This window comes from Shewanella sp. HL-SH8, assembly GCF_051165765.1.
In the GTDB taxonomy this organism is placed as follows: domain Bacteria; phylum Pseudomonadota; class Gammaproteobacteria; order Enterobacterales; family Shewanellaceae; genus Shewanella; species Shewanella glacialimarina.
Window position 1 is genome coordinate 612,541 of the sequence record NZ_CP195039.1, and the last position, 22,880, is coordinate 635,420.

General features: G+C 37.7%; 25 protein-coding genes. 11 read left to right on the forward strand and 14 right to left on the reverse strand.

Annotation, left to right across the window (positions count from 1 at the left end; translation table 11 throughout):
* The first annotated feature begins 293 nt into the window (after window positions 1–293).
* Window positions 294–1,580, forward strand: a complete 1,287-nt coding sequence (locus ACRWQN_RS02765; protein ID WP_434939693.1) for an acetyl-CoA hydrolase/transferase family protein — start codon at window positions 294–296, stop codon at window positions 1,578–1,580.
* 518 nt (window positions 1,581–2,098) lie between these two features.
* Here ACRWQN_RS02765 and ACRWQN_RS02770 read toward each other — a convergent pair.
* A complete protein-coding gene (locus ACRWQN_RS02770) occupies window positions 2,099–2,809 on the reverse strand; it encodes a hypothetical protein (RefSeq protein WP_434939694.1) in 711 nt (236 codons plus the stop codon).
* 165 nt (window positions 2,810–2,974) lie between these two features.
* Between ACRWQN_RS02770 and ACRWQN_RS02775 the strand changes: the two genes are divergently transcribed.
* Window positions 2,975–4,294 (forward strand): hypothetical protein, encoded by a 1,320-nt coding sequence (locus ACRWQN_RS02775; protein WP_434939695.1) that lies wholly within the window; start codon window positions 2,975–2,977, stop codon window positions 4,292–4,294.
* Between the two features lie 338 nt (window positions 4,295–4,632).
* Window positions 4,633–5,316, forward strand: a complete 684-nt coding sequence (locus tag ACRWQN_RS02780) for an inovirus Gp2 family protein (RefSeq protein ID WP_434939696.1) — start codon at window positions 4,633–4,635, stop codon at window positions 5,314–5,316.
* Between the two features lie 175 nt (window positions 5,317–5,491).
* Here the strand turns inward: ACRWQN_RS02780 and ACRWQN_RS02785 are convergent, their stop codons facing one another.
* From ACRWQN_RS02785 to radC, 4 genes are all read right to left on the reverse strand, one after another.
* The gene (locus tag ACRWQN_RS02785) at window positions 5,492–6,217 is read right to left on the reverse strand and encodes a lecithin retinol acyltransferase family protein (protein WP_434939697.1); all 726 of its coding nucleotides are present in this window, start codon (window positions 6,215–6,217) and stop codon (window positions 5,492–5,494) included.
* A gap of 169 nt (window positions 6,218–6,386) precedes the next feature.
* Window positions 6,387–6,947: a tyrosine-type recombinase/integrase gene (locus tag ACRWQN_RS02790; RefSeq protein WP_351189862.1), complete on the reverse strand. Its 561-nt coding sequence runs from the start codon at window positions 6,945–6,947 to the stop codon at window positions 6,387–6,389.
* Between the two features lie 134 nt (window positions 6,948–7,081).
* Window positions 7,082–7,486 carry a DUF2787 domain-containing protein gene (locus ACRWQN_RS02795; protein WP_434939698.1) on the reverse strand — a complete coding sequence of 135 codons (405 nt, stop codon included), beginning with the start codon at window positions 7,484–7,486 and terminating at the stop codon, window positions 7,082–7,084.
* A 121-nt stretch (window positions 7,487–7,607) separates the two neighbouring features.
* Window positions 7,608–8,084 (reverse strand): RadC family protein, encoded by a 477-nt coding sequence (radC, locus tag ACRWQN_RS02800; RefSeq protein WP_434939699.1) that lies wholly within the window; start codon window positions 8,082–8,084, stop codon window positions 7,608–7,610.
* Window positions 8,085–8,221: 137 nt separating this feature from the next.
* Between radC and ACRWQN_RS02805 the strand changes: the two genes are divergently transcribed.
* The 4 genes from ACRWQN_RS02805 (at window position 8,222) to ACRWQN_RS02820 (ending at window position 10,238) form a co-directional block, all read left to right on the forward strand.
* On the forward strand, window positions 8,222–8,419 hold the full coding sequence (locus ACRWQN_RS02805) for an AlpA family transcriptional regulator (protein ID WP_434939700.1): 198 nt from the start codon (window positions 8,222–8,224) through the stop codon (window positions 8,417–8,419).
* A 359-nt stretch (window positions 8,420–8,778) separates the two neighbouring features.
* Window positions 8,779–9,492 carry a zeta toxin family protein gene (locus ACRWQN_RS02810; RefSeq protein ID WP_434939701.1) on the forward strand — a complete coding sequence of 238 codons (714 nt, stop codon included), beginning with the start codon at window positions 8,779–8,781 and terminating at the stop codon, window positions 9,490–9,492.
* Window positions 9,493–9,501: 9 nt separating this feature from the next.
* The gene (locus ACRWQN_RS02815) at window positions 9,502–9,657 is read left to right on the forward strand and encodes a hypothetical protein (RefSeq protein ID WP_182750133.1); all 156 of its coding nucleotides are present in this window, start codon (window positions 9,502–9,504) and stop codon (window positions 9,655–9,657) included.
* Window positions 9,658–9,995: 338 nt separating this feature from the next.
* Window positions 9,996–10,238: a helix-turn-helix domain-containing protein gene (locus tag ACRWQN_RS02820; RefSeq protein ID WP_434939702.1), complete on the forward strand. Its 243-nt coding sequence runs from the start codon at window positions 9,996–9,998 to the stop codon at window positions 10,236–10,238.
* On the opposite strand, the gene ACRWQN_RS02825 is transcribed toward ACRWQN_RS02820, so the two are convergent.
* A complete protein-coding gene (locus tag ACRWQN_RS02825) occupies window positions 10,235–10,441 on the reverse strand; it encodes a hypothetical protein (protein ID WP_434939703.1) in 207 nt (68 codons plus the stop codon). The two genes, ACRWQN_RS02820 and ACRWQN_RS02825, sit on opposite strands and share 4 nt — an antisense overlap.
* A gap of 230 nt (window positions 10,442–10,671) precedes the next feature.
* On the opposite strand from ACRWQN_RS02825, the gene ACRWQN_RS02830 reads away from it, so the two are divergent.
* Together ACRWQN_RS02830 and ACRWQN_RS02835 are read left to right on the forward strand one after the other, a co-directional pair.
* Window positions 10,672–12,231, forward strand: a complete 1,560-nt coding sequence (locus ACRWQN_RS02830; RefSeq protein WP_434939704.1) for an McrB family protein — start codon at window positions 10,672–10,674, stop codon at window positions 12,229–12,231.
* Window position 12,232: 1 nt separating this feature from the next.
* Window positions 12,233–13,393, forward strand: coding sequence for a 5-methylcytosine restriction system specificity protein McrC (locus ACRWQN_RS02835; RefSeq protein WP_434939705.1), 1,161 nt, complete (start codon window positions 12,233–12,235; stop codon window positions 13,391–13,393).
* Here ACRWQN_RS02835 and ACRWQN_RS02840 read toward each other — a convergent pair.
* The 5 genes from ACRWQN_RS02840 to ACRWQN_RS02860 form a co-directional block, all read right to left on the reverse strand.
* Complete coding sequence (locus ACRWQN_RS02840) at window positions 13,377–14,462, reverse strand: DNA cytosine methyltransferase (protein ID WP_434939706.1); 1,086 nt, start codon at window positions 14,460–14,462, stop codon at window positions 13,377–13,379. The genes ACRWQN_RS02835 and ACRWQN_RS02840 overlap by 17 nt on opposite strands.
* Window positions 14,446–14,691 (reverse strand): DUF6471 domain-containing protein, encoded by a 246-nt coding sequence (locus tag ACRWQN_RS02845; protein WP_434939707.1) that lies wholly within the window; start codon window positions 14,689–14,691, stop codon window positions 14,446–14,448. The genes ACRWQN_RS02840 and ACRWQN_RS02845 overlap by 17 nt, the downstream gene beginning before the upstream one ends.
* A 265-nt stretch (window positions 14,692–14,956) precedes the next feature.
* The gene (locus ACRWQN_RS02850; RefSeq protein WP_434939708.1) at window positions 14,957–15,277 is read right to left on the reverse strand and encodes a hypothetical protein; all 321 of its coding nucleotides are present in this window, start codon (window positions 15,275–15,277) and stop codon (window positions 14,957–14,959) included.
* A 42-nt stretch (window positions 15,278–15,319) separates the two neighbouring features.
* Window positions 15,320–16,540, reverse strand: coding sequence for a tyrosine-type recombinase/integrase (locus ACRWQN_RS02855; RefSeq protein ID WP_434939709.1), 1,221 nt, complete (start codon window positions 16,538–16,540; stop codon window positions 15,320–15,322).
* A gap of 199 nt (window positions 16,541–16,739) precedes the next feature.
* Window positions 16,740–17,603: a YicC/YloC family endoribonuclease gene (locus ACRWQN_RS02860; RefSeq protein ID WP_434927878.1), complete on the reverse strand. Its 864-nt coding sequence runs from the start codon at window positions 17,601–17,603 to the stop codon at window positions 16,740–16,742.
* Between the two features lie 166 nt (window positions 17,604–17,769).
* Between ACRWQN_RS02860 and rph the strand changes: the two genes are divergently transcribed.
* Both rph and pyrE read left to right on the forward strand, forming a co-directional pair.
* Window positions 17,770–18,483 carry a ribonuclease PH gene (gene rph, locus ACRWQN_RS02865; RefSeq protein WP_434939710.1) on the forward strand — a complete coding sequence of 238 codons (714 nt, stop codon included), beginning with the start codon at window positions 17,770–17,772 and terminating at the stop codon, window positions 18,481–18,483.
* A 71-nt stretch (window positions 18,484–18,554) separates the two neighbouring features.
* Window positions 18,555–19,196, forward strand: coding sequence for an orotate phosphoribosyltransferase (gene pyrE / locus ACRWQN_RS02870; RefSeq protein ID WP_434939711.1), 642 nt, complete (start codon window positions 18,555–18,557; stop codon window positions 19,194–19,196).
* Between the two features lie 107 nt (window positions 19,197–19,303).
* Here the strand turns inward: pyrE and folE are convergent, their stop codons facing one another.
* The 3 genes from folE to slmA all read right to left on the reverse strand — a co-directional run bounded on the left by folE (window position 19,304) and on the right by slmA (window position 22,852).
* Window positions 19,304–19,954: a GTP cyclohydrolase I FolE gene (gene folE / locus ACRWQN_RS02875; RefSeq protein ID WP_226411815.1), complete on the reverse strand. Its 651-nt coding sequence runs from the start codon at window positions 19,952–19,954 to the stop codon at window positions 19,304–19,306.
* Window positions 19,955–20,129: 175 nt separating this feature from the next.
* Window positions 20,130–22,106, reverse strand: a complete 1,977-nt coding sequence (locus tag ACRWQN_RS02880) for an alpha/beta hydrolase family protein (RefSeq protein ID WP_434939712.1) — start codon at window positions 22,104–22,106, stop codon at window positions 20,130–20,132.
* 152 nt (window positions 22,107–22,258) lie between these two features.
* Window positions 22,259–22,852 carry a nucleoid occlusion factor SlmA gene (slmA, locus tag ACRWQN_RS02885; RefSeq protein ID WP_226411811.1) on the reverse strand — a complete coding sequence of 198 codons (594 nt, stop codon included), beginning with the start codon at window positions 22,850–22,852 and terminating at the stop codon, window positions 22,259–22,261.
* Between the last annotated feature and the right edge of the window lie 28 nt (window positions 22,853–22,880).

Sequence of the window (22,880 nt, forward strand, 5' to 3'; positions counted from 1 at the left end):
GTTAAGTATTAATTAAAACCTGCCGCGGCAGGTTTTTTTATGCCTATCGCTAGAATATTTGTATTAGCTGATACCGTTTAAAACACTATTGTGCATAAAAATCTTCACATCAAAACGCTTCAGTTTTAAGGTTAATTAGTTCGAGTTTAAAGTCTTCATGTCTGTGCATTCCGAGTTAAATTGTTATAACCCGTGCTTAAGATCAACTTCCTAATAATGGGTTTTGTTAGGGGCTATTAAAGTTTTAAATTAGCCCTTACACTGAAAACAGAGCCATGACCTAGGTAAACTTAATGCCCCCAATTATTTGTAATACTGCTTTAGAAGCTGTTTATTTAATTGAAAATGGTGAAACAATCTGGACCCACTCTATGGGCGCGACACCCAAGCTATTACTCGATGCATTGGCTGTTCACGCTTTAAATCGGCATGATTTAACTTTATTGCAGCTTCATACTGAGGGCGCAGAGTCATTAAGTGACCCAAGATTGAAGGCTCATCTTCGTCATCGTTGTTTTTTCGGTGGCGTGCCAACACGCTTGTTGTTGCAACAAGGTGATGCGGACTACGTACCGATATTTCTCTCTGAAGTTCCTAAACTGTTTCGTTCCGGTGAACAGCATATTGACACCGCTATTATTCAGGTATCGCCGCCAGATAAACATGGTATTTGTTCACTGGGTATTTCGGTTGAAGCAACGTTGGCAGCATGCCAAATGGCCGGTAAAATCATCGCACATATTAATCCCATGATGCCCCGTACTCATGGTGATGGGTTTGTTCATTACCAGAAATTTGCAGCCGTGTATGAGCAAAGTATGGTATTACCACAACATCCATTAGCAGTAAGTGACCCGATTAGCTCAGCCATAGGTAAAAATGTTGCCAAGCTGGTGCGCGATGGTGACTGCTTGCAAATGGGCATAGGCTCGATTCCTGATGCGGTACTCTCTTGCCTTACAGAGCATCGTGATCTTGGTGTCCATACCGAACTGTTTTCCGACGGGGTATTAAATCTTGTCGAGAGTGGCGCCATTAATAATAGCCGTAAGAAGGTGCATCCAGACAAACTGGTGACAGGTTTTGCTTTAGGAAGCCAGAGACTCTATGATTTTGTTGATGATAATCCATCAGTGATTTTTATGGATATTGAACAGGTTAACGATACGGCTATTATTCGAAAAAACCCAAATGTTATGGCCATAAATTCTGCCTTACAGGTGGATATATCAGGTCAGGTCTGCGCCGACTCGCTAGGCACGAGCATCTACTCCGGTGTAGGCGGTCAAATGGACTTTATTCGCGGGGCAGCTCTTTCTGAAGGAGGGCGATCGGTTATTGCCCTGCCGAGCACTGCAGCTAAAGGCACTATTTCAAGGATTGCGACAGTGTTATCTCCTGGCGCAGGGGTCGTCACTACCCGTGCCCACGTACATTACATTGTCACCGAATATGGTATTGCCAACATGCGGGGTAAATCACTGCGTGAACGTGCCCGCGCCTTAATCGATATCGCTCATCCAGACTTTAGAGAGCAGTTGTGCCAGGAAACCTTCGATATTTGGCGGTTGAGGGTATAGTTTTTTATGGATATTAGTAAATAACCTCAGCTCGGGATAATAAATGCATATCAAACAGATCTTTGCCCCGCTAACTGCGTTGAACTCATTTGCAATAGCTCGCTATTGACGCATAAATTCGCCTTGTTAACAGCGCAAAGCTCAAGTTTGAGGGTAAACAGTTGAATTTTGACTATTTCAATACCGTTTATTCATCTCTTAACCCGAACTGAGGTTAAATAAAAAAGCCTCACTTAATGAGGCTTTAGTAAGGTGTTTAGTGTTTTAGCGTGACCGCTAAAACATTACTCAACGTTTTGGATCTGCTTGTTGACTGTGAAATTATCGTGTTATTAATCAGTGTATTGAAGTTAAATATTGGCGTTAAAATTATTCTTACCCACCAATTAAACCACCATTTGGATGTTGTTAAAGCTGACTCATTTTTTCTAATCTGTATAAATCTTGCTTAGACTACTACTCAGTCCTACTATTGATTGGGCATTAGACGTCTGGGTATGCTCTGTTTAATGGCAGGTCTATGTTGGGTCTTTATTTGGAAGTTGATGCATCTCAATTAGAGTATGAAGCCTTGACACTTCGAGTAGATTTTTTTGTGAAAATCCTTGCTCATTAGTTGCTACTTCCATAACAATATCAAAAAGTTGGTCTGAGTTATCTTTGATTTTTCCAAGCTCATTTTTTAATTTTGAAATCTGACTTTTGTAACCACTGACATAGTTGTTTAGTCGCAAAATTTCCCCGTTAAGCTTCTCATTCGTAAAAGATTTATTTTTCTTTATATCCTCTTTTGTGGCCTTTTCAGCATCTTTAACTATGCGTTCTTTGTCCTTCGAATGTAAAAAATTCTTATAGTTATCGCCAATGAGCCTCTCTAGCATCTGAATGTTAGTGCATTCAGCATCTTTGGCCATCTGTAAAAACATAGACTTGTGTTTTTTTGAAATACTGACGTTGAGCATTGAATTATTGCTTGCTTGCCTTCTGTTGTGTGCGTCCCAAGCGTTGTCCATTTTTCTGAAAAAATCAAAAGTATCTTTTTCATTATTACGTTGGAATGCAATAAAAAGAGTATTTTTCACTTGTCCGATAGTTTGTTGGCTAACAAAAATCCCTTTTTTACTAAGGTACTTAATTACCCATCCGAGCAATTTTTGGTTAGTTCGATTGCGCGTAAAAAAATCATATTGGACATGAAATTCGGCTTGCTCTTTATCATTAACGTTCATGCCAGTAAGCACCTTAATTTTTATGAAAATGTCAATAAAAACTTTTATTTTTAATCTTACACTTTTATAACTTAATTACTAGTTAATTACTAGTAATTAACTTGTTGGATTAACCTACTGGTTATGAGAGGATAAATTAATAATTTACCGCAGATGAAATACTTAATGAAAAACTTACTAAGTGCATTGAAAGGCGCTAGGCCAGAGATCAGGTATTTTACTTTACTATGGTCTAGATTTTATGACCCTCACATTGAGCTAGTAACGCCGGTATTAACGATGGCAAAAACGATAGGTGTATCTAAGGATGTTGTTTCAACATCACTTAGCTATCTGACAGAATTTGGTTTCTTTGATAAGCAGCATGGCCAGCTTCACTCTAAAGTTGGTAGGCCGTCATCAAAGCACCTAGCTACAGATAAGCTGCTTGCCATTTTGAGTGAAGATGAAGCCCCTAAGTTGCATGCAAAACTAATTGACGAATTGTTAGATATGCAAGGGTTGGAGTCCGATCATTCTAACTTGAAGTTAAGTAATCGATTACTGCTGTGTGTTTTTTTGTTACATGCTGATCAATTTGGGTTAATACAAGATCTTGGGTTTGCAACAATTTCAAAACTAACCGGTATGAGCAGAGATCAATTCAATTCACAGTTGCTGAAACTCACTAATCTTGGATATATCAAACTGATAACGACTGGCATGACTTCCAAACTAATTTTTGGATCAAAGCCTTCTATTTACATGGTTAATGTCACTTGTGAATATTTTGCACATGCTAACTTCCGGTCCTTAACCTGCGAGAATACTTTCTCGCATGAAGATATTTTTACTAACCTAATTCAACGGTCTACAGCTGGACTGACCGAGTACTCAGCGTGGCAAAGGTCTAATGAAAAAGACAAGGTGAATCGTAAAAATTTTTTTGAGCTAAAAAAGTCCGAGTTTTTCAGAATCGTAGACGTAGACAATGCTGAACGCTGCTGGAGATTGTTTTATGAATTTCATCGTATTGTACTTAAAAGGTTTATGTTTGAAAAAATCTTACTGCTAGCTGCCCAGCAGGTGATTTTCAAACAAGAAATCAATGATGATTTACGTTATCGATTAGTAAATGAGCTTCGTATTGAGCTGATTCCTCGTTCTAATAAACCAAATTATACTACTGCCATTACCGGTGTAATACCGGTGACTGGTGAACTTATAGATACGCCAGGCGCTGAAACAAGCGACTTACGTGATACTTTTGATTTTGATATTTTTTCTGAAGTGCTGATAACTAGTGTTGTTTTCCCATTTATGAAAATCTTTCAGAGTAACCTCAAGATACTCGAAAATCACTTTGGGGTGAAGTTTTCGTCCGGCTATTGGACACTCAATGCTGATGACCACAACCCATACCGTTCGCCACGGTCATTCGTTTTACTTTATCCAGCAGACTCAGATCACATTGTTCATAGGGTTTCAATCGATAGGGGGAAGTGAAGTGCTTACCGAGTAAGAAGATAAGTGATGTAATGGCTGCTATCCAGCATGATTTAAGTAGAGACTAAGCTATGAGGAATTCGATGAACAATCTCCTTTATTGGATAAGTAGTTTTACCGTAATCTCTTATTAATTAATATATTAGCGTTGTCTGTTTGTTAATACTATACCTACTAATACATTATCTTCTATCTTACCTTACTATTGAATACACAGGGTTAGCTGCCATCAAAGGCAAGCTAACTTAATGTAGTGATACCCAGTTTTTAAGGCATTTTAAGTAATAAAATACTCACACCATAAAGGTTATGTAACTTAACCAATATGGAAAACAAACATGTCAACACGTCATACCGCTAATACTAACCTTAACGTCATCGATAATGGTCTACTTCATGGCCTAAGTGTCTATCCTAAACCTTTATGCGTTGAATACTTAGAAGCTATATTAAATACCTTTCAGGCTGCACTAAATGAACATCCACGAACCTTTATGGTCCGGTTTGATTTACATCTACCTCGTGTCATGTCTATCCCTGATTCACCACTACAGTTTGAGTCTAATGTGATATCAAAGTTCTTTAAGTCACTAGATGCAAAAATTGATAATGATAGGGAGTTTAAGCGGCGTGAAGGTAAACGGGTGCATCCTTGTCAGTTACGTTATGTGTGGGCAAGGGAGCGAAAAGATGCGGAGCTGGACCATTATCATGTGGTCATTTTTCTAAATAACGATGCTTATAGCCATTTAGGTAATTTCAACACTTTTGGGCCTAATATTAGTTCTAAGATTGTTGAATCTTGGGCTAGTGCGTTATATTTAGATGACTACAGTACAGGGCGTTTAGTGCATTTCCCAGAAAATAAACCTGTGTACTACCTCAATAAAAATGGGTCGAACTATCAACAGGTATTTAATGAGGCCCTCTACAGATTGAGCTATTTTGCCAAATTGGACACTAAGCATTATGGCGATAGAAGCCGTTCGTTTGGTTGCAGTTCATATAGGCTCAAATATTGAGGTATGGTGCTAACTGCTGTCACTCGGTCAGTTTATTCGTTAAAAAATAAAGGACCGACTAACAACCTGCCTCGTTATTACCCTTCTAAATAAAACGAAAGCGGCGATGGGCCGCTTCGTTCTTATTGGTTACATGTTAGCTTATCATTGGATGTTATAACCAGTAATGACAATCTTAATCCCATAACCAACGCCAAGCGTCTTTTGCTATGTCAGTACCAGCTTTAATGCCTGTCACTGCTACGACAGCAGGGGTAAATATAAACGTGGTAACACTAGTCTCAACGACACCTGATACCAGCTTAATACCTGCATTGGTAATATCACCATCAGATAAGCAATTAAAAGTATCACCTAAAGTTTGAGTAGTGCCTTTTACCAAACATTCCACCGGCTTTGCAATCAAATCACCTGGCGTACCCAATACGGTATTAACACTATCAGGTAAGCCTAGGTATTCACCCGTCATCTTGGCGGCTGTAGAGGCTAAAGCAACATTAGCGATGGTACCTGTTGCCAGTTTTGAAGCTGTAGCGCCAAGTAATCCAACTCTGGCAGTACCTTGTAGCGTTATATGTGAAACATTACTTACCTGATTAGAACTACTAGGCTCGTCCAGGCATGCATTGACGAAATGTTCGCAATTATCATTAATCAAACTGTAATAGGTGTTACCAAGTTGGCTGCGTGCTGAATCAACCGCTTGCTTGTGGAACAGTGCTGATTTTTTGACTCTGACTTGATTGCCATCAGCAAATTGCCACAGGCTTGTTTTCTCAACTATACCTGATTTAGCGAGGTGAATAACGCTATCATTACCAATGTACAAGCCATGATGTTCCGTTAAGCCGAGGTTGTCGATATTAGTGACGAGGTGATCGCCAGATTGAAATGTTTGCATAAGTTTTCCTTAGTCAAAAGCACACTATCAATCGACGGCATTAAAACCATGTGCTTATTTTAAAGTAGCATCTAAGTTATTGAGTACTTAATTAAGTTAAGCAATATGAGTAATGAACCGTTCGTTCATAAGTGTTTTGGAGTGTGATGTGGTTACTAAAAATCTGTCTTCATATCTCTAACTCAACAAAGTCTTTATCAACATCATCCTGAGTAATTCCGATATAGCGCAATGTAACGCCCTCAGAGCTATGCCTGAGCATCTTCATCACACGGCCAATATCTTTAGTGTTTTGATAAAGATGATAGCCCCTGGTCTTTCTCATGGAGTGTGTGCCAAGTGCTAACTTTAGTTCTTCACCAATTAACGCAAAAGCTTTGGTCACAGCTCGCCTGGTTAACGGCCTAGGTTTGATGTTCCTGGCTTGCTGGTTGCGGAATGACTGAAACAAGTAAATGTGATGTGGATACTCATCTTTGATATGTTGAATGTGTGATAGCGCTTTTTGATTAAGCTTAATGCTAGCTAACTTACCTGTCTTCATTTCTTTGATAACCAATCTATCATCTTGGATATCATTGAATTGAATCGCGAGTAAATCAGAAATCCGTAACGCCAGGTTTAAACCGATATTCCAAATATCTGCCATCTGCTTGCTGCAACGCATTTCTAATAAATGGCCAATGAGCTTAATCGTTTCGTGCTTTTTGATTGCTTGTACTTCCGCCATGTTCAAGGTCCTTATTTGGGCTATGTGGGCGTTTTGGGCACTTCAAAGGGGGCTGTCCGTCTAACCCCTTACTGAATGCGGGTTTGCAAGTTCCCGTTTTACCAATATGAGAACTTGGAATGAATAGTGATGTTTTAATCAAGATCTACCTGTACCTGGTAAACATCCATATGGTGGTAACTAATGAAATTGTCACTAAACAGCTCAATCAACTCTTTACCTTCATCATGGTTTATCCATCCGCCAATCGAGCTATAGACTTGTTTACTGTTGAAACAGATATCAATGTCCTTAATTAATTCATAACCGTGAAAAGCAAAATCAGTCACGTAGACTAATCGCCAGTGACTAAGCTGTTTTTCAAGCCTCACTTCTACAGGATGGAATCCGCCTAGTTCAGGTGAGTAATCTGGGTCTCTAAAATATAACGTAATGGCATTAGCCTCTTGAGGGCGAATGTCCACCAGCTCTTGATTCAATAACTGATAGAAAGGCTGAGGCATAGCCGGTGCTTGGTTGGTATCAATTGAAATGGTCATACAAAGTCCTTATTAAAAAACACACAACAGCAAAGGGATTAAGAGCACATGCTCTTAATCCCTTTGCTAGCTGGTGGCTTGTTGATTGGTTGGAATGTTTAGAGCAGGTTACTCATACCGGTTAAAGTAATCCTCGTTCAGCGAAGGACACCGGTGATTTACCCACGATGATGTGGTCTAACACCCTGACGTCAATTAATCCCAAAGCATCTTTTAACTTTTGCGTAATCCGTTTATCTGCTTCTGATGGCTCAGACTCACCCGACGGATGGTTATGTGAAAAGATCACTGCTGCGGCATTCACTTCAAGCACAGCTTTTACCACTTCCCTTGGATACACGCTTGCTGAATCAATGGTGCCAAAGAACAGCTCTCGAAACTCAATCAATTGATGTTGGTTGTTTAGCATCATTACGCCAAAGACTTCGCGTTCATAACCGCCTAGCTTGTAGGTAAGGAAGTCTTTAGTGGTCTGAGGGTTCGTGTATACGTCTTGATGGATTAGCTTCTCAGCAATGATGTTGGCGGCGCGAGCGAGTATTTCAGATGCGGATAATTGCCAAGTTGTACTCGAATCAGTATGTGATTTTTTGTGCATAACGAGTTCCTTTTGGTTAGTTGGTTTGTTTATGCACATAGGTGATATATACCTGAAACTAGTTCGAGATAGATGATCTGCAAAGTTAAAAAATACCAGCTCTCCCCATGTTGTGAATCAAATATGAGGTATTCACAATGAAGCTAATTAAACTTAGAACCGTCATGGAGTGCACAGCACTGGCACGCTCAACAATTTACAAGTTAATGGATGAAGGCGTTTTCCCTAAGTCAGTAAATCTGGGTGTTAGGTCTGTAGCCTGGGTCGAGAGTGAAATACAAGATTGGATATTGGAAAGGATTGAAGAGCGGAACTTACGGGCTGATGCAGCTTAGATTTAATCTCATTAAGCCTGTTCATTTGCTAATACGCTGGACTCTAGTGTTTCTAATAAGCAATGCTGTTACATAAAGCGATTAGCAAGATTCTCATGTAGTAAACTAACTCTGAACAAGTTAGATTTAATCGCATTATTATGGTTAAGGCAATGCGCTAAAAGTGTTTACAAGCTAATATTGGTTTCATGGTGACATACAGTATTTTTATAGACAAAGTATTAGCGAGCTCTACATTACGCACTTTCCTGAAGGGTGTGATAGTACTCAAGAAAGTAACTGTGATGTGAAACCATTACTGTACAAGTCAAAATTTAAGCCTCATGAGAACCAAGACGAGGTGATTATTGTTGGTATCTATGACAGATGAAGAAATAACAGCTAAAGCAATATCGTATGCCAAAAGTGTAAAAAAGACATTAGCTAAAGCTATGATTGATCATTTACCTGAGGAAGAAAGTGCCGTCTCTGTTTTTATGGCTGGTTCCCCTGGCGCGGGTAAAACAGAAACAGCAAAAATTATCATTTCTCAATTTATGCAAGAACATAAAGTTGAGGTTGTGCATATTGAAAATGATGAACTACGAAAGCAATTTGCAGATTATAAAGGCTCAAACTCTCCTCTTTTTCAACGGCCTGCTACGCTTTTAGTTGAGGCCATACATGATAGAGCCTTAAAACAGAAAGTAAGCTTTTTGTTAGACTCTACGCTATCTAATTTTGAGATGGCAAAATCTAACATTGAGCGATCTTTAAAAAAAGATCGGTATGTTTTAATTATTTTCGTGTATCAAGAACCGGAACAGGCTTGGTGTTTGGTTAAGGCGAGAGAAAAAGTTGAAGGAAGGCGAGTGCCGCCGGAGGTTTTTGTTGAACAATTCATATCGTCGCAACAAGTTGTCAGTAGATTAAAAAAAATGTTCACTAACCAAATAGACATTATTTTTATGGAAAAAAACCTCGATGGTACAAGAGAAAAACCTCATTTTAATATTGTAGATATTGACTCATTATTGGGCAAAAAGTATAATCGCGCCTCACTTGAGGCCATTGCTGGTATAGCAAAAAAATAGGAGTACGACATGTTTAAATCACGTGAAAAAGTTAAGTCTACACCTTTTTCTGATTTTGTTCGGAATGGTTCATCTAAAGAGAAACGTAAGTTTTTTGATAAAGTGATTAAAGAAACTATTGAAGTGCAGCGTGCCATGATTGAAGAATCCAAAACCTGCCGTTAACAGTTTATGTAAGACTAAAGCCGCTATATAAAGCGGCTTTTTTGATCCGCTTTAGTATATGCCGTTATGCTTAACTCTATCGCTTTTACAATGTTCAGCTTGTGTACCTTTCGCTTTTCATCCCCCACGGACAGGATTTACTAAACTGTGAATTCGATTCGTTCATATTTATCGAATCATCGCAGACAATTCAGAGAGCCGATCCAGTTTTAACAGCTGCTTTGGGATTTTGTGGTAATACCCCCTACAAATCTGCAAGATTTGTGACTTATAGTCTGTTGAGTTTCTAGTTTAAAACATAGATCCTAGAAAGAATTTAATTGATAGATGACATGTAAATGATTTTTAGGCAGGCAACAGCATCAACATTGAAAAGCTTACGTCTTGAGGCTGGTCTGAGCCAAGAGCAATTGGCAAGGAAGTCAGGGATAGATAGGACTTATATTTCTGGTGTAGAGCGTGGTGTTCGAAATATTACTCTAGACTCGCTAGAGACTATCGTTTTGGCTTTAGGTGTCAGTCAATCAGAATTTGTTGTAACACTCCATAACCACCTAAAAATGGTTAAGGCTGTCGATTAGCTCATTAACTTGTCGATAGCCTTATAAGCGGCTTCAAGCGCTTGATTAGCTTCAAAGTCTAACCCACAATCAAGCTCTTCATCATCCCTGCTTATCGACCAGCTAAAGCCTTCACTATATTGATCTGGATTAGCCTCAATAAAGATATCAAATCCAAGATATGTGGCTTCATAAGGAAGATCTATTACAGATATTTTACTCATTGGCGCTTCCAGTGATGATGTTTCAGGTGATTATCATACTTCTGATGTCTGAGGTCCACGGACTATAAGTCACATACAAATAAATTATAGTTGAGTTATGTCGGGAATAAGGTTAACGTTTATTTGTTAAAAACCAATAAGCATTTGATTACAGTGATGAAAGATAATTTCGGCATTGTGTGTGTTAAAATCTTAAATAGTTAGTTAGATTTTTAGGTTAGGAGAGTTCATTGTATTTTTCCAAACAGACAATTGAGTTAGCAATTGATTCAATTGCTAACGTTGGTCATAGTTTTAGTAGAACAACAGGTAATGCTGATTTACTTTCGTATTATCTAATATTAAAAAAACTGAATGTTTCGCATACTGAGTGGCAAGCTAAATCAACTATTTTTTCTGATTCTGAATCAATTCTTAAGTCATTATGGCAATTAGGAGGGCTTTTTGAACACAATGAGAATCCTGGGAAAAAATGTTGTTTATTGTTTTCTTCATTTTCAAAGAGAAGCGAACTTGTTGATAGTTATTTTTATAACAAGGGGACGGAATTCTATAAACTAGCTAGTAGAGTAAAAGATACAATTGATAATACTGCTGCTGATTATTTACTTGATAAAGGGCAGGGTGATACCTATCGATTTAAATCAAATGTTGTGTCTATATTAAAAAATAATTATTCAAAAAAATTTAATGTTGAGTCTATAGCAATCTGGGTCTTTAGATATCATGATTTTTTTTCTGAAATTAGTATAAATGAAATTGTTGCTTTATTTTTATCTGAATTTAATATTGATAATGATGAGGCGAGAGAGTTGTTTTATTTACCAAAATCAATCACTGTGAAGTATGAATCATTTTATATCGATCCAATGTATATTAGACATTATTTAAATGCTGAAATAATTTGTGAGATTTTACCGAGTAAGTTACAAACAAATTATGATTTTTATTCAAAAACAAAAGATATATTATCTTATGATAATTATAGAGGCGCAATGAAAACTGATAAAATTTTATCACTATTAGATAAGAATCTACAGTTAATAATAACAGGTGTTCCTGGTACTGGTAAATCACACACAATAAATGAACTTAAAAATCATTATGATGAAGTTAGTATAATTCAATTCCATCAAAGTTATTCATATCAAGAATTTATATTAGGAAAAACTATTCTAAATGGTAATGTAAAAATAGAAAAAGGAACTCTGCTGAAGTTTTTAGACAGCATGCTTCCCGATAAAAAATATTTACTTGTTTTAGATGAAATAAATAGAGGTAATATTAGTTCTGTTTTCGGTGAAGCTTTATATGCTCTAGATCGTGGAAATAAAATTAAACTGACTAATGATGTGGAGCTTGTACTTCCAAGTAATTTGCATATTCTTGGGACAATGAATACAGCAGATAGAAGTATTGCGATTATTGATTTTGCTATTCGTAGACGATTTATTTTTGTTGAGTTGTTGCCTGACTATAATCTTATTGATCAGAATATAAAAATTGAAGGGGTCGAGATATTAGGTGATCTATTAAAACTAATTAATGAAAAAATAATTCAACAGTTTGAAAATGAAGATTATATATTAGGGCATTCTTACTTTTTAGGTACTAATGTCGATAGTATTGAAGATGTTTATGATATTCTACATTATAAAATATTCCCAATGATTATAGAGTATAGTCATGGTGATAAAAGTGTTTTGTTTAATATTTTTTCTGAGACTTTTATAAAGTCACCACCAGAAAAATTAATTGTAGAAATTAAAAAATTCATTAATAAAGATTAAAATGCAGAAAAATATTGAAGCAGTATCTAACTCATCAATACTTATAGATGACCAGTATATTCCAGGGTTGATTATAATTTTAAACAAATTTAATATGTCTAAAACCTTAGTCGATAATATTTGGAACATTCCGACAGGTATGATTGGTCATTTAAATATAGATGACCTGAGGATATCGTTAAAACCTAACGTATATTATCTAGATAATATTGATTACTTGAGGCTTATTCAGCAGTCTGGAGTTGAAAAAACTCAGGATGGGTATTTAGGCATTGATGTGAGTAATGATAAATTAGAAGATTCAATAATAAAACAATTCCTGTTTTTAATTGAAAAGATTATAAGTGAAGGTATTCCTCAGAAATACTTATCCAAAAACACCAGATCTCAATACGTTAAAGGTATTGTTGATTTTCCTGATAGTTATAAGAATTATTTGCTTGGTGAGAAAAATTATATTAACTCAAGCGTTGAGTTTTTAGATATTAATTATTTAGAGATGATAATAATCAAAGCTGCATATAATAAAATATGTAAAATAAGCTCAAAATATAAAAATTATTTTATCATATCAAGCTTATCAAAAATTAAGCGTGAAAATATTGATTACGTAGCATCTAAGTCTTATATTAAGGTAAAGAAAAGTTATAATTCTACAACTATTCAAGCTTTAGAGCTTGCAGTTATTATAATTAATGATCTTAATGATTTAAAATATAACGGTAATAGTTCAACTAGCTTAATTCTTAATTCGAATAAAATTTTCGAAGATTTTGTTTCTAATCTACTTATAAAGTCTTTCCCAAGAGAGCGTTTTTTATTACAACACGAATCGATTTCAGCAAGTTATGATGGTAGAACAATAATTGCAAAACCCGACATACTATATTTAGGTCCAGAGAAAGTTATAATTGACGTTAAAAATAAAGATTTTTACAAATCTATAACATCTGATAATTTCTACCAAATCTTTAGTTACATGAATACTTTATGTATAAATACAGGGGTATTAATATACCCCTGTGATAAAGATAGTGAGATTAAGTTATTTAAAATACCATCTAACGATAAGTTAAAATTGTATGCTGTACCCATAAATATTAAAAAACAAAATTTCACTCATTTTTTAGATGTATTTGGAGGGATTATTCAATATGGTTAAATATTTGTTTTTTTATAGACTTAGCGATGTGGTATGAGAGTAAACAAGGCACAGCATTGCCAATCATTTTATATTTTTTGGGAATTGAGTTGCCTATAAATTTAAATGTATCTGGGAATGATTGAAATCTTGCAATTTCTCTGACTGAATATCTTCGATCCTCAATTGGGTGTAAAATTCCAGAGTTTTCAGGCGTACTAGCTGCTGTAATTGTACCCATTATCTCGTTTCTAGAAAATTTTCTATAAAAATTGGGAGACCTATACTTCTTCATATCATCTCTAATTTTTTTAAGTCTTAATGGAAGTTCATCATATGGTATAGCTTTCCATGACCCTCCCTCTGGAATATATTTAGCGATTCTTTCTGATTGTGGTGATAATTTCCATACTTCTTGATCTTCATCTTCAGGTAATGGTTTATTGATAACTGAATCAACTCTGACTAAATTAGTTTGTGTGATAGGTTCTGGGAACTCAAACGCTATATCAAGATCTTTTCTAATCCCAACTAGAACTACCCTGTGTCTATTTTGTGGTACTTCATAATTAGATGCATTTAGTAATTTGTAAAAAAGATTATATCCATGATTATCTAATTCGCTTCTAATACGTTCAGGCATTAAAGTACCATTATCATCTCTTGCAGATAAAAAACCTCTTACATTTTCAAATAGAACCACCTTTGGTTGTTTTAGGTCAACTAGTTCCATGACTTGTAAAAATAAATTACCACGATCATCTTGTGTTGATTTTCTATTTCCCGCACTTGAAAAAGGTTGACATGGAATACCTGCCAAAATAACGTCACAATCTGGTAATGATTTTTTATCCACTTCACAGATGTCTTTAATATCTATAGGTCCAAGATTGGCTTCATATGTAGCCTTTACGCTAGGTTCAATATCATTTGCGTATACAATTTCATAACCAGCTTTGTGAAAGCCAAAATCAAGTCCGCCACATCCAGTGAAGAGTGATATTACTTTAGGTTTGAGTGGAATAATCTCAGCGCCATTATTAACTAATTCAATATTATTTATTTCTGTATATTTATGAGCTGATTTCATCAGTTTTTCCTACAATTTGTTTAATTTTACATAGTTCAAGTTCAGGGACACCAATTACAAATAGACTGACTAGAAAAAAATCAGCACTAAAAGTACCTCTACTTAATTTATTGTCGATGCTTGCCTTAGTTTCATCATATCCAGCTTCATTGAGGCGTGAAGCTAATTCTTGATGTGAAATTCTTCTCAATGCGAGTTCTGATTTAAGTATATTTTTTGCATACTGCATATTAAGCCATTATTATCATAAATGATTATAGATTATCACTTATGATAATCTATTTTAATATTAAGTACACTGTTTTTTTATACAGTATATTAGTCAGATTTTGGCCATTTGAAAATATTAAATTAAATCTATATTGAATTAACTAACTAAGCATTCACTTGAATGGATTTATGTCATTGATAAATAATAAATTTATTAACGTTAATGATTTTCATGCTTTAATGGTCGTAGATGTATTTTGTCGATTTATATCTGGAATCCTTTTCTAACAACCTATTTTGTTGAAATATATATGTATTTCATCGAATAATTCACTATCAACACACACTTTACCGCTAGAGCTATACACTTCAGGATTCGCTTCATCTCCTTCATTAGTCGCCTTTTGAATTAAGTAACGGCTGTTTGACTCTTCACGTTCGGCAGGGTCAGAGTGATCAACCCACAGAACGTAGTATTGAGAACCAACGTTAAAGTAAAAGCTTGGGCTTATGTCATTGTGCCAGCTTTTATCTTTAAGAAAAGGATAGTCACTTAAGTTAAAACCTAAATCAAAATCGGCACCAAATTCATTTTTATAAAACATAATTTTATTCCTTGAATAAATATGTAATAGTTATCATTATCACTAACGTGAAGTGCTGATAATCGTCTCTAAAGTTTTTGATAAAGTATTTAACGCATCCATACGCTCTTCAAAGTAATCATGTTGGTTATAAATCCCTTCAACACCTTTGAGCTTATGATTTAAACATCGCTCTGCTACATGACCTGGAGTGCCTTGTTTAGCGAGCAGGGTACGGCAAGTACGGCGTAAGTCATGAACGGTGAAGTGGGCCATATCCCCGATTACGTTTGATGGCTGCTTTTTCTTACCTGGCTCGTGGCCGAATAGTTTGGTAATAGCGCGGTTTAATGTGTCTTTACCCATATGAGGGTTCTTACTTGAGCGCCTGCTAGGGAAAACGTACTCAGATCCGCAAGCTCTTATCTTTAATTCATATAACCATGCCATAACCATTTCAGGTAATGGGATAGTGAGACCTACACCAGATTTACTCCGCTCTTTTGATAGATTCCAAACCTTCCCATCTAGATCAAATTCTTTCCAAGGCGCTTCAGCCAATTCAGACTTTCGAACACCTAAGGTTACAAGCATTGCACAGGCTAGATAATTATCACGACTAAAGCTGTCGTTGTTATCACGTGCGGTTTTAAAAAATTGAGTGAGCTCTTCAATTGATAAAGCTCTGTCTTTACTTTTTTCAACGCCACCAGCATCAGAAACAGAAAATGCACTCGCTGGATTTGCCGCAAGCAGATCCAGTTTTATGCCGTGATTGAAAAGTTGCTTACAGTACATCAGAGCGTCGTTAGCGATAGCTGGACGGCCAGTCTTTGCGATGGCATGCAATAACTCTCTAATGTCTCTGGCGGTCACGCTAGCAACGTTTACGTCACCTATGTGAGGGGCAATATCTTTGCGGTAGATACGTTCAGGGATTTCGTGGTGTTTGAGTCTTTTTAGATTGCCGATATGCCAATCTGCAAAGAGATCATCAACTATTTTTATCTCGGCTTGTTGTGAGCGTTTTTTAGCAAGGAGGGGATCTAAACCTTCACGAAACTGCTTCATTTTTATTGCAGCTTCAGCGCGTGCATCAGCCAGTGAAAGATCACTGTATTTTGCTAGCGTCATTTCTTTGCGCTTTTTGTTAGCGGTATACCTAAGCATCCAAAAAGATTTGCCAGATTTTGGGACGACAAAATATAACCCTTCGCCATCAGCGAATCGTCCAGGTTCACCCTTCGATTTTGCAGCCACTTCCTTTGCGGTTAACGTTCCCATAGCCCTTAGTCCCCACCTGAATATGTAGGTGGGCACTTTTACCCACCACTACATTTTAGGTAGATACTAGCATACCCACCGAATTACCCACCAGTATAATTGAGAAAGTGGTGGGTATCTATGGAACTCCATAGACAACGTTATTATAAAAACCCTTACTTATCAGTTGTTTTTATATGGTATAGGATGGTGTTGGACATTATTCAACGTTTTGGATCTGCTCGCGCATTTGCTCTATCAAAACTTTAAGCTCTACTGCTGCAGAAGTGATTTCTGCGCTAATTGATTTTGAGGCTAAAGTATTTGATTCGCGGTTAAACTCTTGCATCATAAAGTCTAAACGACGGCCTTCACTGCCGCCTTTTTTAAGAATTCTGCGGGCTTCGGTCACATGCGCTTCAAGGCGATCCATCTCTTCAGCCACATCTTGCTTCTGAGCCAGCAATACCATTTCTTGCTCAATTCGTGCCGGGTCTAATTCACCTTGAATTTCGGCTAAGCGATTAGTCAGTTTTTCACGCTGATACAGCATAACAGTAGGCATGTGGTCGCGGACCACTTTGATTTGCTCGGTCACGCCATCTAAACGACTTAGTAGCATATCTTTTATCGCTGAACCTTCACGGCCGCGGGCTTCAATGAATTGGTCGATGGCGCTGTCAAAGGCGGTCATCAGTTCGCTGCCTATGCTATCCATATCTTGCTCTGCTGAAGCTAACACGCCAGGCCAGCGTAGCACGTCGGTAAGGCTTAGTTCGCCTTGTCCGGCTTCTTGTTTTAGCCAATTGGCTGCATTAAGTAATTGTTTGGCTAAATCTTGATTTAACTGCAATTCGTTTGTGCTGTTGTCGGCTAGTTCATAACGTAGGTTTACTTCCACTTTACCGCGATTTAAACGTTTACGCAGGCGATCACGTAGCACGGGCTCAAAGCTACGGAATTGTTCTGGCAAGCGTAGGTAGGTTTCTAAATAACGCTGATTGACTGAACGAATTTCCCATGAGGCTGTGCCCCAGTCTGCTTTATGCTCGATACGAGCGTAGGCTGTCATGCTTTGGATCATGAAGTGTCCTATATGATATTAACCAAATTGATTTTCGATTATAGCGGTTTTATCACAAGGGGTTAAAGGATTCGTTCACACAATGTCGCCTTTACATGGCATATGTAAGCTTATGCGACTATAATATTGTCCCAAATTAAATACGAATTCGACTACAGGACTTTTCATGCGCCCAAGCAATCGTACACCCGCTCAAACTCGCCCTATTACTATTACCCGTAACTTTACTGCCCATGCGGAAGGTTCGGTATTGGTTGAGTTTGGTGATACTAAAGTACTTTGTACCGCTAGCTTTACTGAAGGTGTACCGCGCTTTTTGAAAGGCCAAGGACAAGGTTGGGTAACGGCTGAATACGGTATGTTACCGCGTTCGACCCATAGCCGTATGGACCGTGAAGCGGCTCGTGGTAAGCAGTCTGGTCGTACACAAGAAATTCAACGCTTAATCGGTCGTTCATTACGTGCTGCAGTTGATATGAAGCTGTTAGGCGAAAATACTCTCGTTATCGATTGTGATGTGATTCAAGCTGATGGTGGCACGCGTACTGCTGCTATTACAGGTGCTTGTGTGGCATTGGTTGATGCGCTTAACTGGGCGCGTGGTAAAGGCATTATTAAAGCTAACCCGCTTAAGTTTTTAATTGCAGCAGTAAGTGTCGGTATTTATAAAGGCGAAGCGATCAGTGATTTAGAATACATTGAAGACAGTGCTGCTGAAACCGACATGAATGTTGTGATGACTGAAACGGGCAAAATTATTGAAATTCAAGGTACTGCAGAAGGTGAGCCATTTAGCCACGAAGAGTTACTAGAATTGCTTGGCCTGGCTAAAAACAGTATTCGTGAAATTGTCGATGTACAGAAAGCGGTATTAAGTTAATATGCTGTTGAAAAATTAGGACCTTTGGTGGTCCTTTTTTTAATTTAAAATTTGATTGTAGAGGAATGAAAGTGAAAGCTTATCAACGTGAGTTTATTGAATTTGCCTTAGAACGCCAAGTATTACGCTTTGGTGAGTTCACCTTAAAATCTGGCCGTACTAGCCCGTACTTTTTCAATGCTGGATTGTTTAATACAGGCAAGGATTTAGCCCGTTTGGGACGTTTTTACGCCGCTGCATTAATTGATTCTGCTATTGAATTTGATTTGTTGTTTGGCCCGGCTTATAAAGGCATTCCTATTGCGACAACTACAGCTGTCGCCCTTTGTGATCATCATGATGTGGATATTCCTTATTGTTTTAACCGTAAAGAAGCAAAAACTCACGGCGAGGGTGGCAGCCTGGTCGGCAGTGAGCTTAAAGGTAAGGTGATGCTGGTTGATGATGTGATCACCGCTGGCACCGCTATTCGTGAGTCGATGGAAATTATTAATGCCCACAATGCCCAACTTGCTGGTGTGTTGATTGCACTAGATCGTCAAGAAAAAGGTAAGGGCGAGCTGTCGGCGATTCAAGAAGTTGAACGCGATTTTGGTTGTCAGATTGTATCGATTATTAAATTAGCCGATTTAATCAGTTATTTGTCTGAAAAGTCGGGCATGGAAACCGAGCTAGCTTCGGTGAGCGCCTATCGTCAGCAGTACGGGATTTAATTGGTACTGACGAGTTAGTTTCAGTTTAAGCATAAAAAAGCTGCGCAATAGTCATATTGCTGCAGCTTTTTTATTGGAATATGTATCACAATCGGTAATTGTTGTGGCTATTTCACTTGATGTAAAAACTCAGCACGGGTAGCCGGATTTGATTTGAAAATACCCCCTAATGCTGTGGTGGTGGTTGAACTTGTTGAGTCCATTACACCACGGGATTTAACGCAGTAATGCACCGCATCGACTTTTACCGCAACATCTTTGGTTTCAAGCAAGGTTTGTAATGCCACTAACACTTGTTGGGTTAAACGCTCTTGTACCTGTGGTCGCTGGGAAAAAAATCGCACTATACGATTAATTTTTGACAAGCCGATAATCTTGGTGCGTGGTAAGTAAGCTACGGTAGCAAAGCCATCTATGGTGACTAAGTGGTGCTCACAGGTGCTGGTTAAACTGATGTCTTGCACCCGCACCATTTCATCAACGCCCATTTTGTTTTCAATGACGGTGATTTTGGGAAAATTCTCGTAATCAAGGCCTGAAAAAATCTCATCGACATACATTTTTGCAATTCGGCGTGGCGTATCGGCCAGGCTGTCATCCGTTAAATCTAACGACATCAAAGTCAGAATTTCACGCATGTGATGCTCAATTTTAACCTTACGTTCTTCAGGTGTAGAGGTTTGTGGCAGCATAGGGGTTTCAAGCCCTCTATCAGCTAATGCGGCTTGAACTTTCTTGGCTGTTTCAGATAGTGCCATCATATTCTCCTACAACAAGTACCACTAAAGTGTACGTTAAAAATGAGGGAGCTGCTCACTGCAGCTGGATAGGGATGATAGCGTGGTTTGGACTAAATTAATATTGCTGACATAAAAAAGCCGACCCTTTTAGTCAGGTATCGGCTTTTGATGAGAAACTTTTTTGAAAAAGAGGCTAAATATCTAGGTTATCTTTTAGGAACTTAAGCATTTTTTGGTAGTATTTTGCACGGTGACTATCATTATAAAAACCATGGCCTTCGTCGTCCATGACTAGCTTTTCGTATGGATAATTTATAGCCTTCAAGCTTCTTTCAAGTGATTCAAGTTGTTCTATCGGCGCTCGTTTATCTTCACCGCCATGAACTAGCATCAGTTTTGCTTTTAATTTATCGACGTTAGCTGATGGCGACATGGCTTTTAGCGCCGACGGATTCTGTCCTAGTACTTGTTTAAGAAAGCTAGTGCCGGAGCGAGAGTCGGCAATATCCCCTTCGTTAAACATCAATTCGAGATCATATATCCCAGCAAAACCTATTGCACACTTGAATAAATCGGGTGCGAGTATAGAACTTTGCAATGCGCTATAGCCACCAAAGCTGCCGCCTACAATACAAATTCTGTTTTTATCTGCCATACCTTGTTCAATAAGATACTTTGTACCATCAATGATGTCATATTGAGTGTTTGAGCCCCATTGCTGGTAACCAGCCTCTTCAAAAGCAAGCCCATAGCCACCTGAACCTCTAAAGTTGATTTGCAGTACGGCCATTCCTTCGTGTGCTAACATTTGGTTTTGAGGATCGAACCCCCACCAGTCACGTACACCATGCGGTCCACCATGTGGATTAACCACTAATGGTAAGTCTTTCGTTTGTTTGCCATTTGGTACTGTTAAATAGCCATTAATCGTTTGGCCATTTCTATTAGTAAAAGTGATAGGTTTTACTTCAGCCATTAAGTCTGGATCAAGCCAAGATTTGTTTGAGACTAAATACTCGAGTTTTAATTTTTCAGCATCAAATAGATAAAAATCACCCGGATTACGATCATTAAATGCTTTAATTATAAATTTCTTACCATCCTCTGTTTCACTGACGATATGTACTTGGTGTCCTGGTAGCGAGGCTATAAGCTGTTTTAATAATTTACTGTGTGAATCATCTTGATCAACAAAAGCATATGTTGGATAGCCATTTTCAAACTCAACAGCATAAAGCTTTTGGGTTGAGTTGTTTTTCCAAAAATGACTTGGATCGACTTTTTCATCTTGAATGATTTTTTGCAGTTCACCCGTTTCAAGATTAATTTTATAAACCCCCATTGTTTCAGTACCGTTTCTGCCAACGGCATAAATCGAGATATCATTTTCTGCAAATGAAATAGGGGAAAACTCGGACAAATTAATGTTTAACTTACTGCTGTCAATCCAATCGCCATCATTTCTGTAGAATAATTTTGTTTCGTTATTTTTATCTTCGCCTGAAACAAATTTCACTTCACCTTTGAGGTTGGTTAGAAATCGCGAACCGCCTATGGGGGCCAATGTCAGTTTTTTTCGACTGCCAGTATAAACATTAACACGATAAACAACCTGTTTTGTTTCAGTAAATTCATCTAAAGATATAAACCCGCCTGAAGACATACCTGCCCACGGCACCGCATTGACGAGCATGTATTTATTATCATGTGTCATCGGATCAAGAATGTATGCAGTCGCTTCGATAGAGGTGTTCTTTTTGATATGGGAACCTGTTTGCATTTGTCCGCTATTGTGGCCAAACAAATACATGCTTTTTGAGCCATCGGCATTGATGGCAAAAAGTTCACCATAGTATATAGGATGATCTTGCCAGCCTTTTAAGTATTCTTTGGCTAATACAATGCGCTCATTATTCACCCATTGGTAATCGCCCACTTGTGCATTCTCACCAAAATGGACGGTATTGAGTAATTTTTTTGAGTCTGACGCCATGACAACCAGCACATTTTTACCTTCAAAACTTGTAATGGCGCTTAGGTAATCTCCAGTTGGAGATATTTTGACATTGCTATATTGGCTCCCTTTGCTGAATAATTCGGCAGAATTATTACTTAAAGCAAAAGGTGAAGTAAAAATTAATAAAAGTAGAAAAAAATAATGGTTTTTCATATTCATCCTTGAGTAACACTAGTCCCGTAAGTTATTGAGATATATCTTACTTTAATAATCAGATTGACCTAATTCTATAGCTGTTTTTTAATTAGGTAAAGACCCTTTAATCAGCACGTTACACGTTACACGTTGCACTTTGGTTGTTAGGGTTAACTTCTTAATAGCTGTTGCTGAATAAACGTCCATTGTTCGTCAAAGTGCAGTGTTGGTTTTTGCTTAAACTCACTGCGAACAAATTGCGAAATTCGTCCTTCAGCAAAGGCTAGTAGCAGATTGGCTAAAACGGCTTCATCCAAATTAAATCCACGACCTTCACGGACTGTTTTTTCACGCAGAATTTGTTTAATTTGAGTTTCTATTTTAGCAAAAAGCACGCTTATTCTGCTGCGTAGACGCTCATTCTCACCTAGTAATGCATCTCCATTTAGCACACGTGAAATACCTGGATTACGCTCAGAAAATACCAATAAAAGGTGCAATACTAATTGGCAGCGTTTCATAGTGTCTTTCTCTTCATCCATTATGATGTTTAAGCGAGATAAAAGCGCATCTTCGATAAATTCAATTAACCCTTCAAACATGCGTGCCTTACTTGGAAAGTGGCGATAAAGCGCGGCTTCTGACACGCCGACTTCGGCAGCGAGTTTGGCTGTGGTTATGCGTTGACCTGGGCTGGTTTCTAACATTTGAGCTAAACATTGTAAAATGTGTTCACGACGATTGATTTTAGGGCTTTCCGCCATTCTTATGTTCCTTGACTCAGTGACTGCA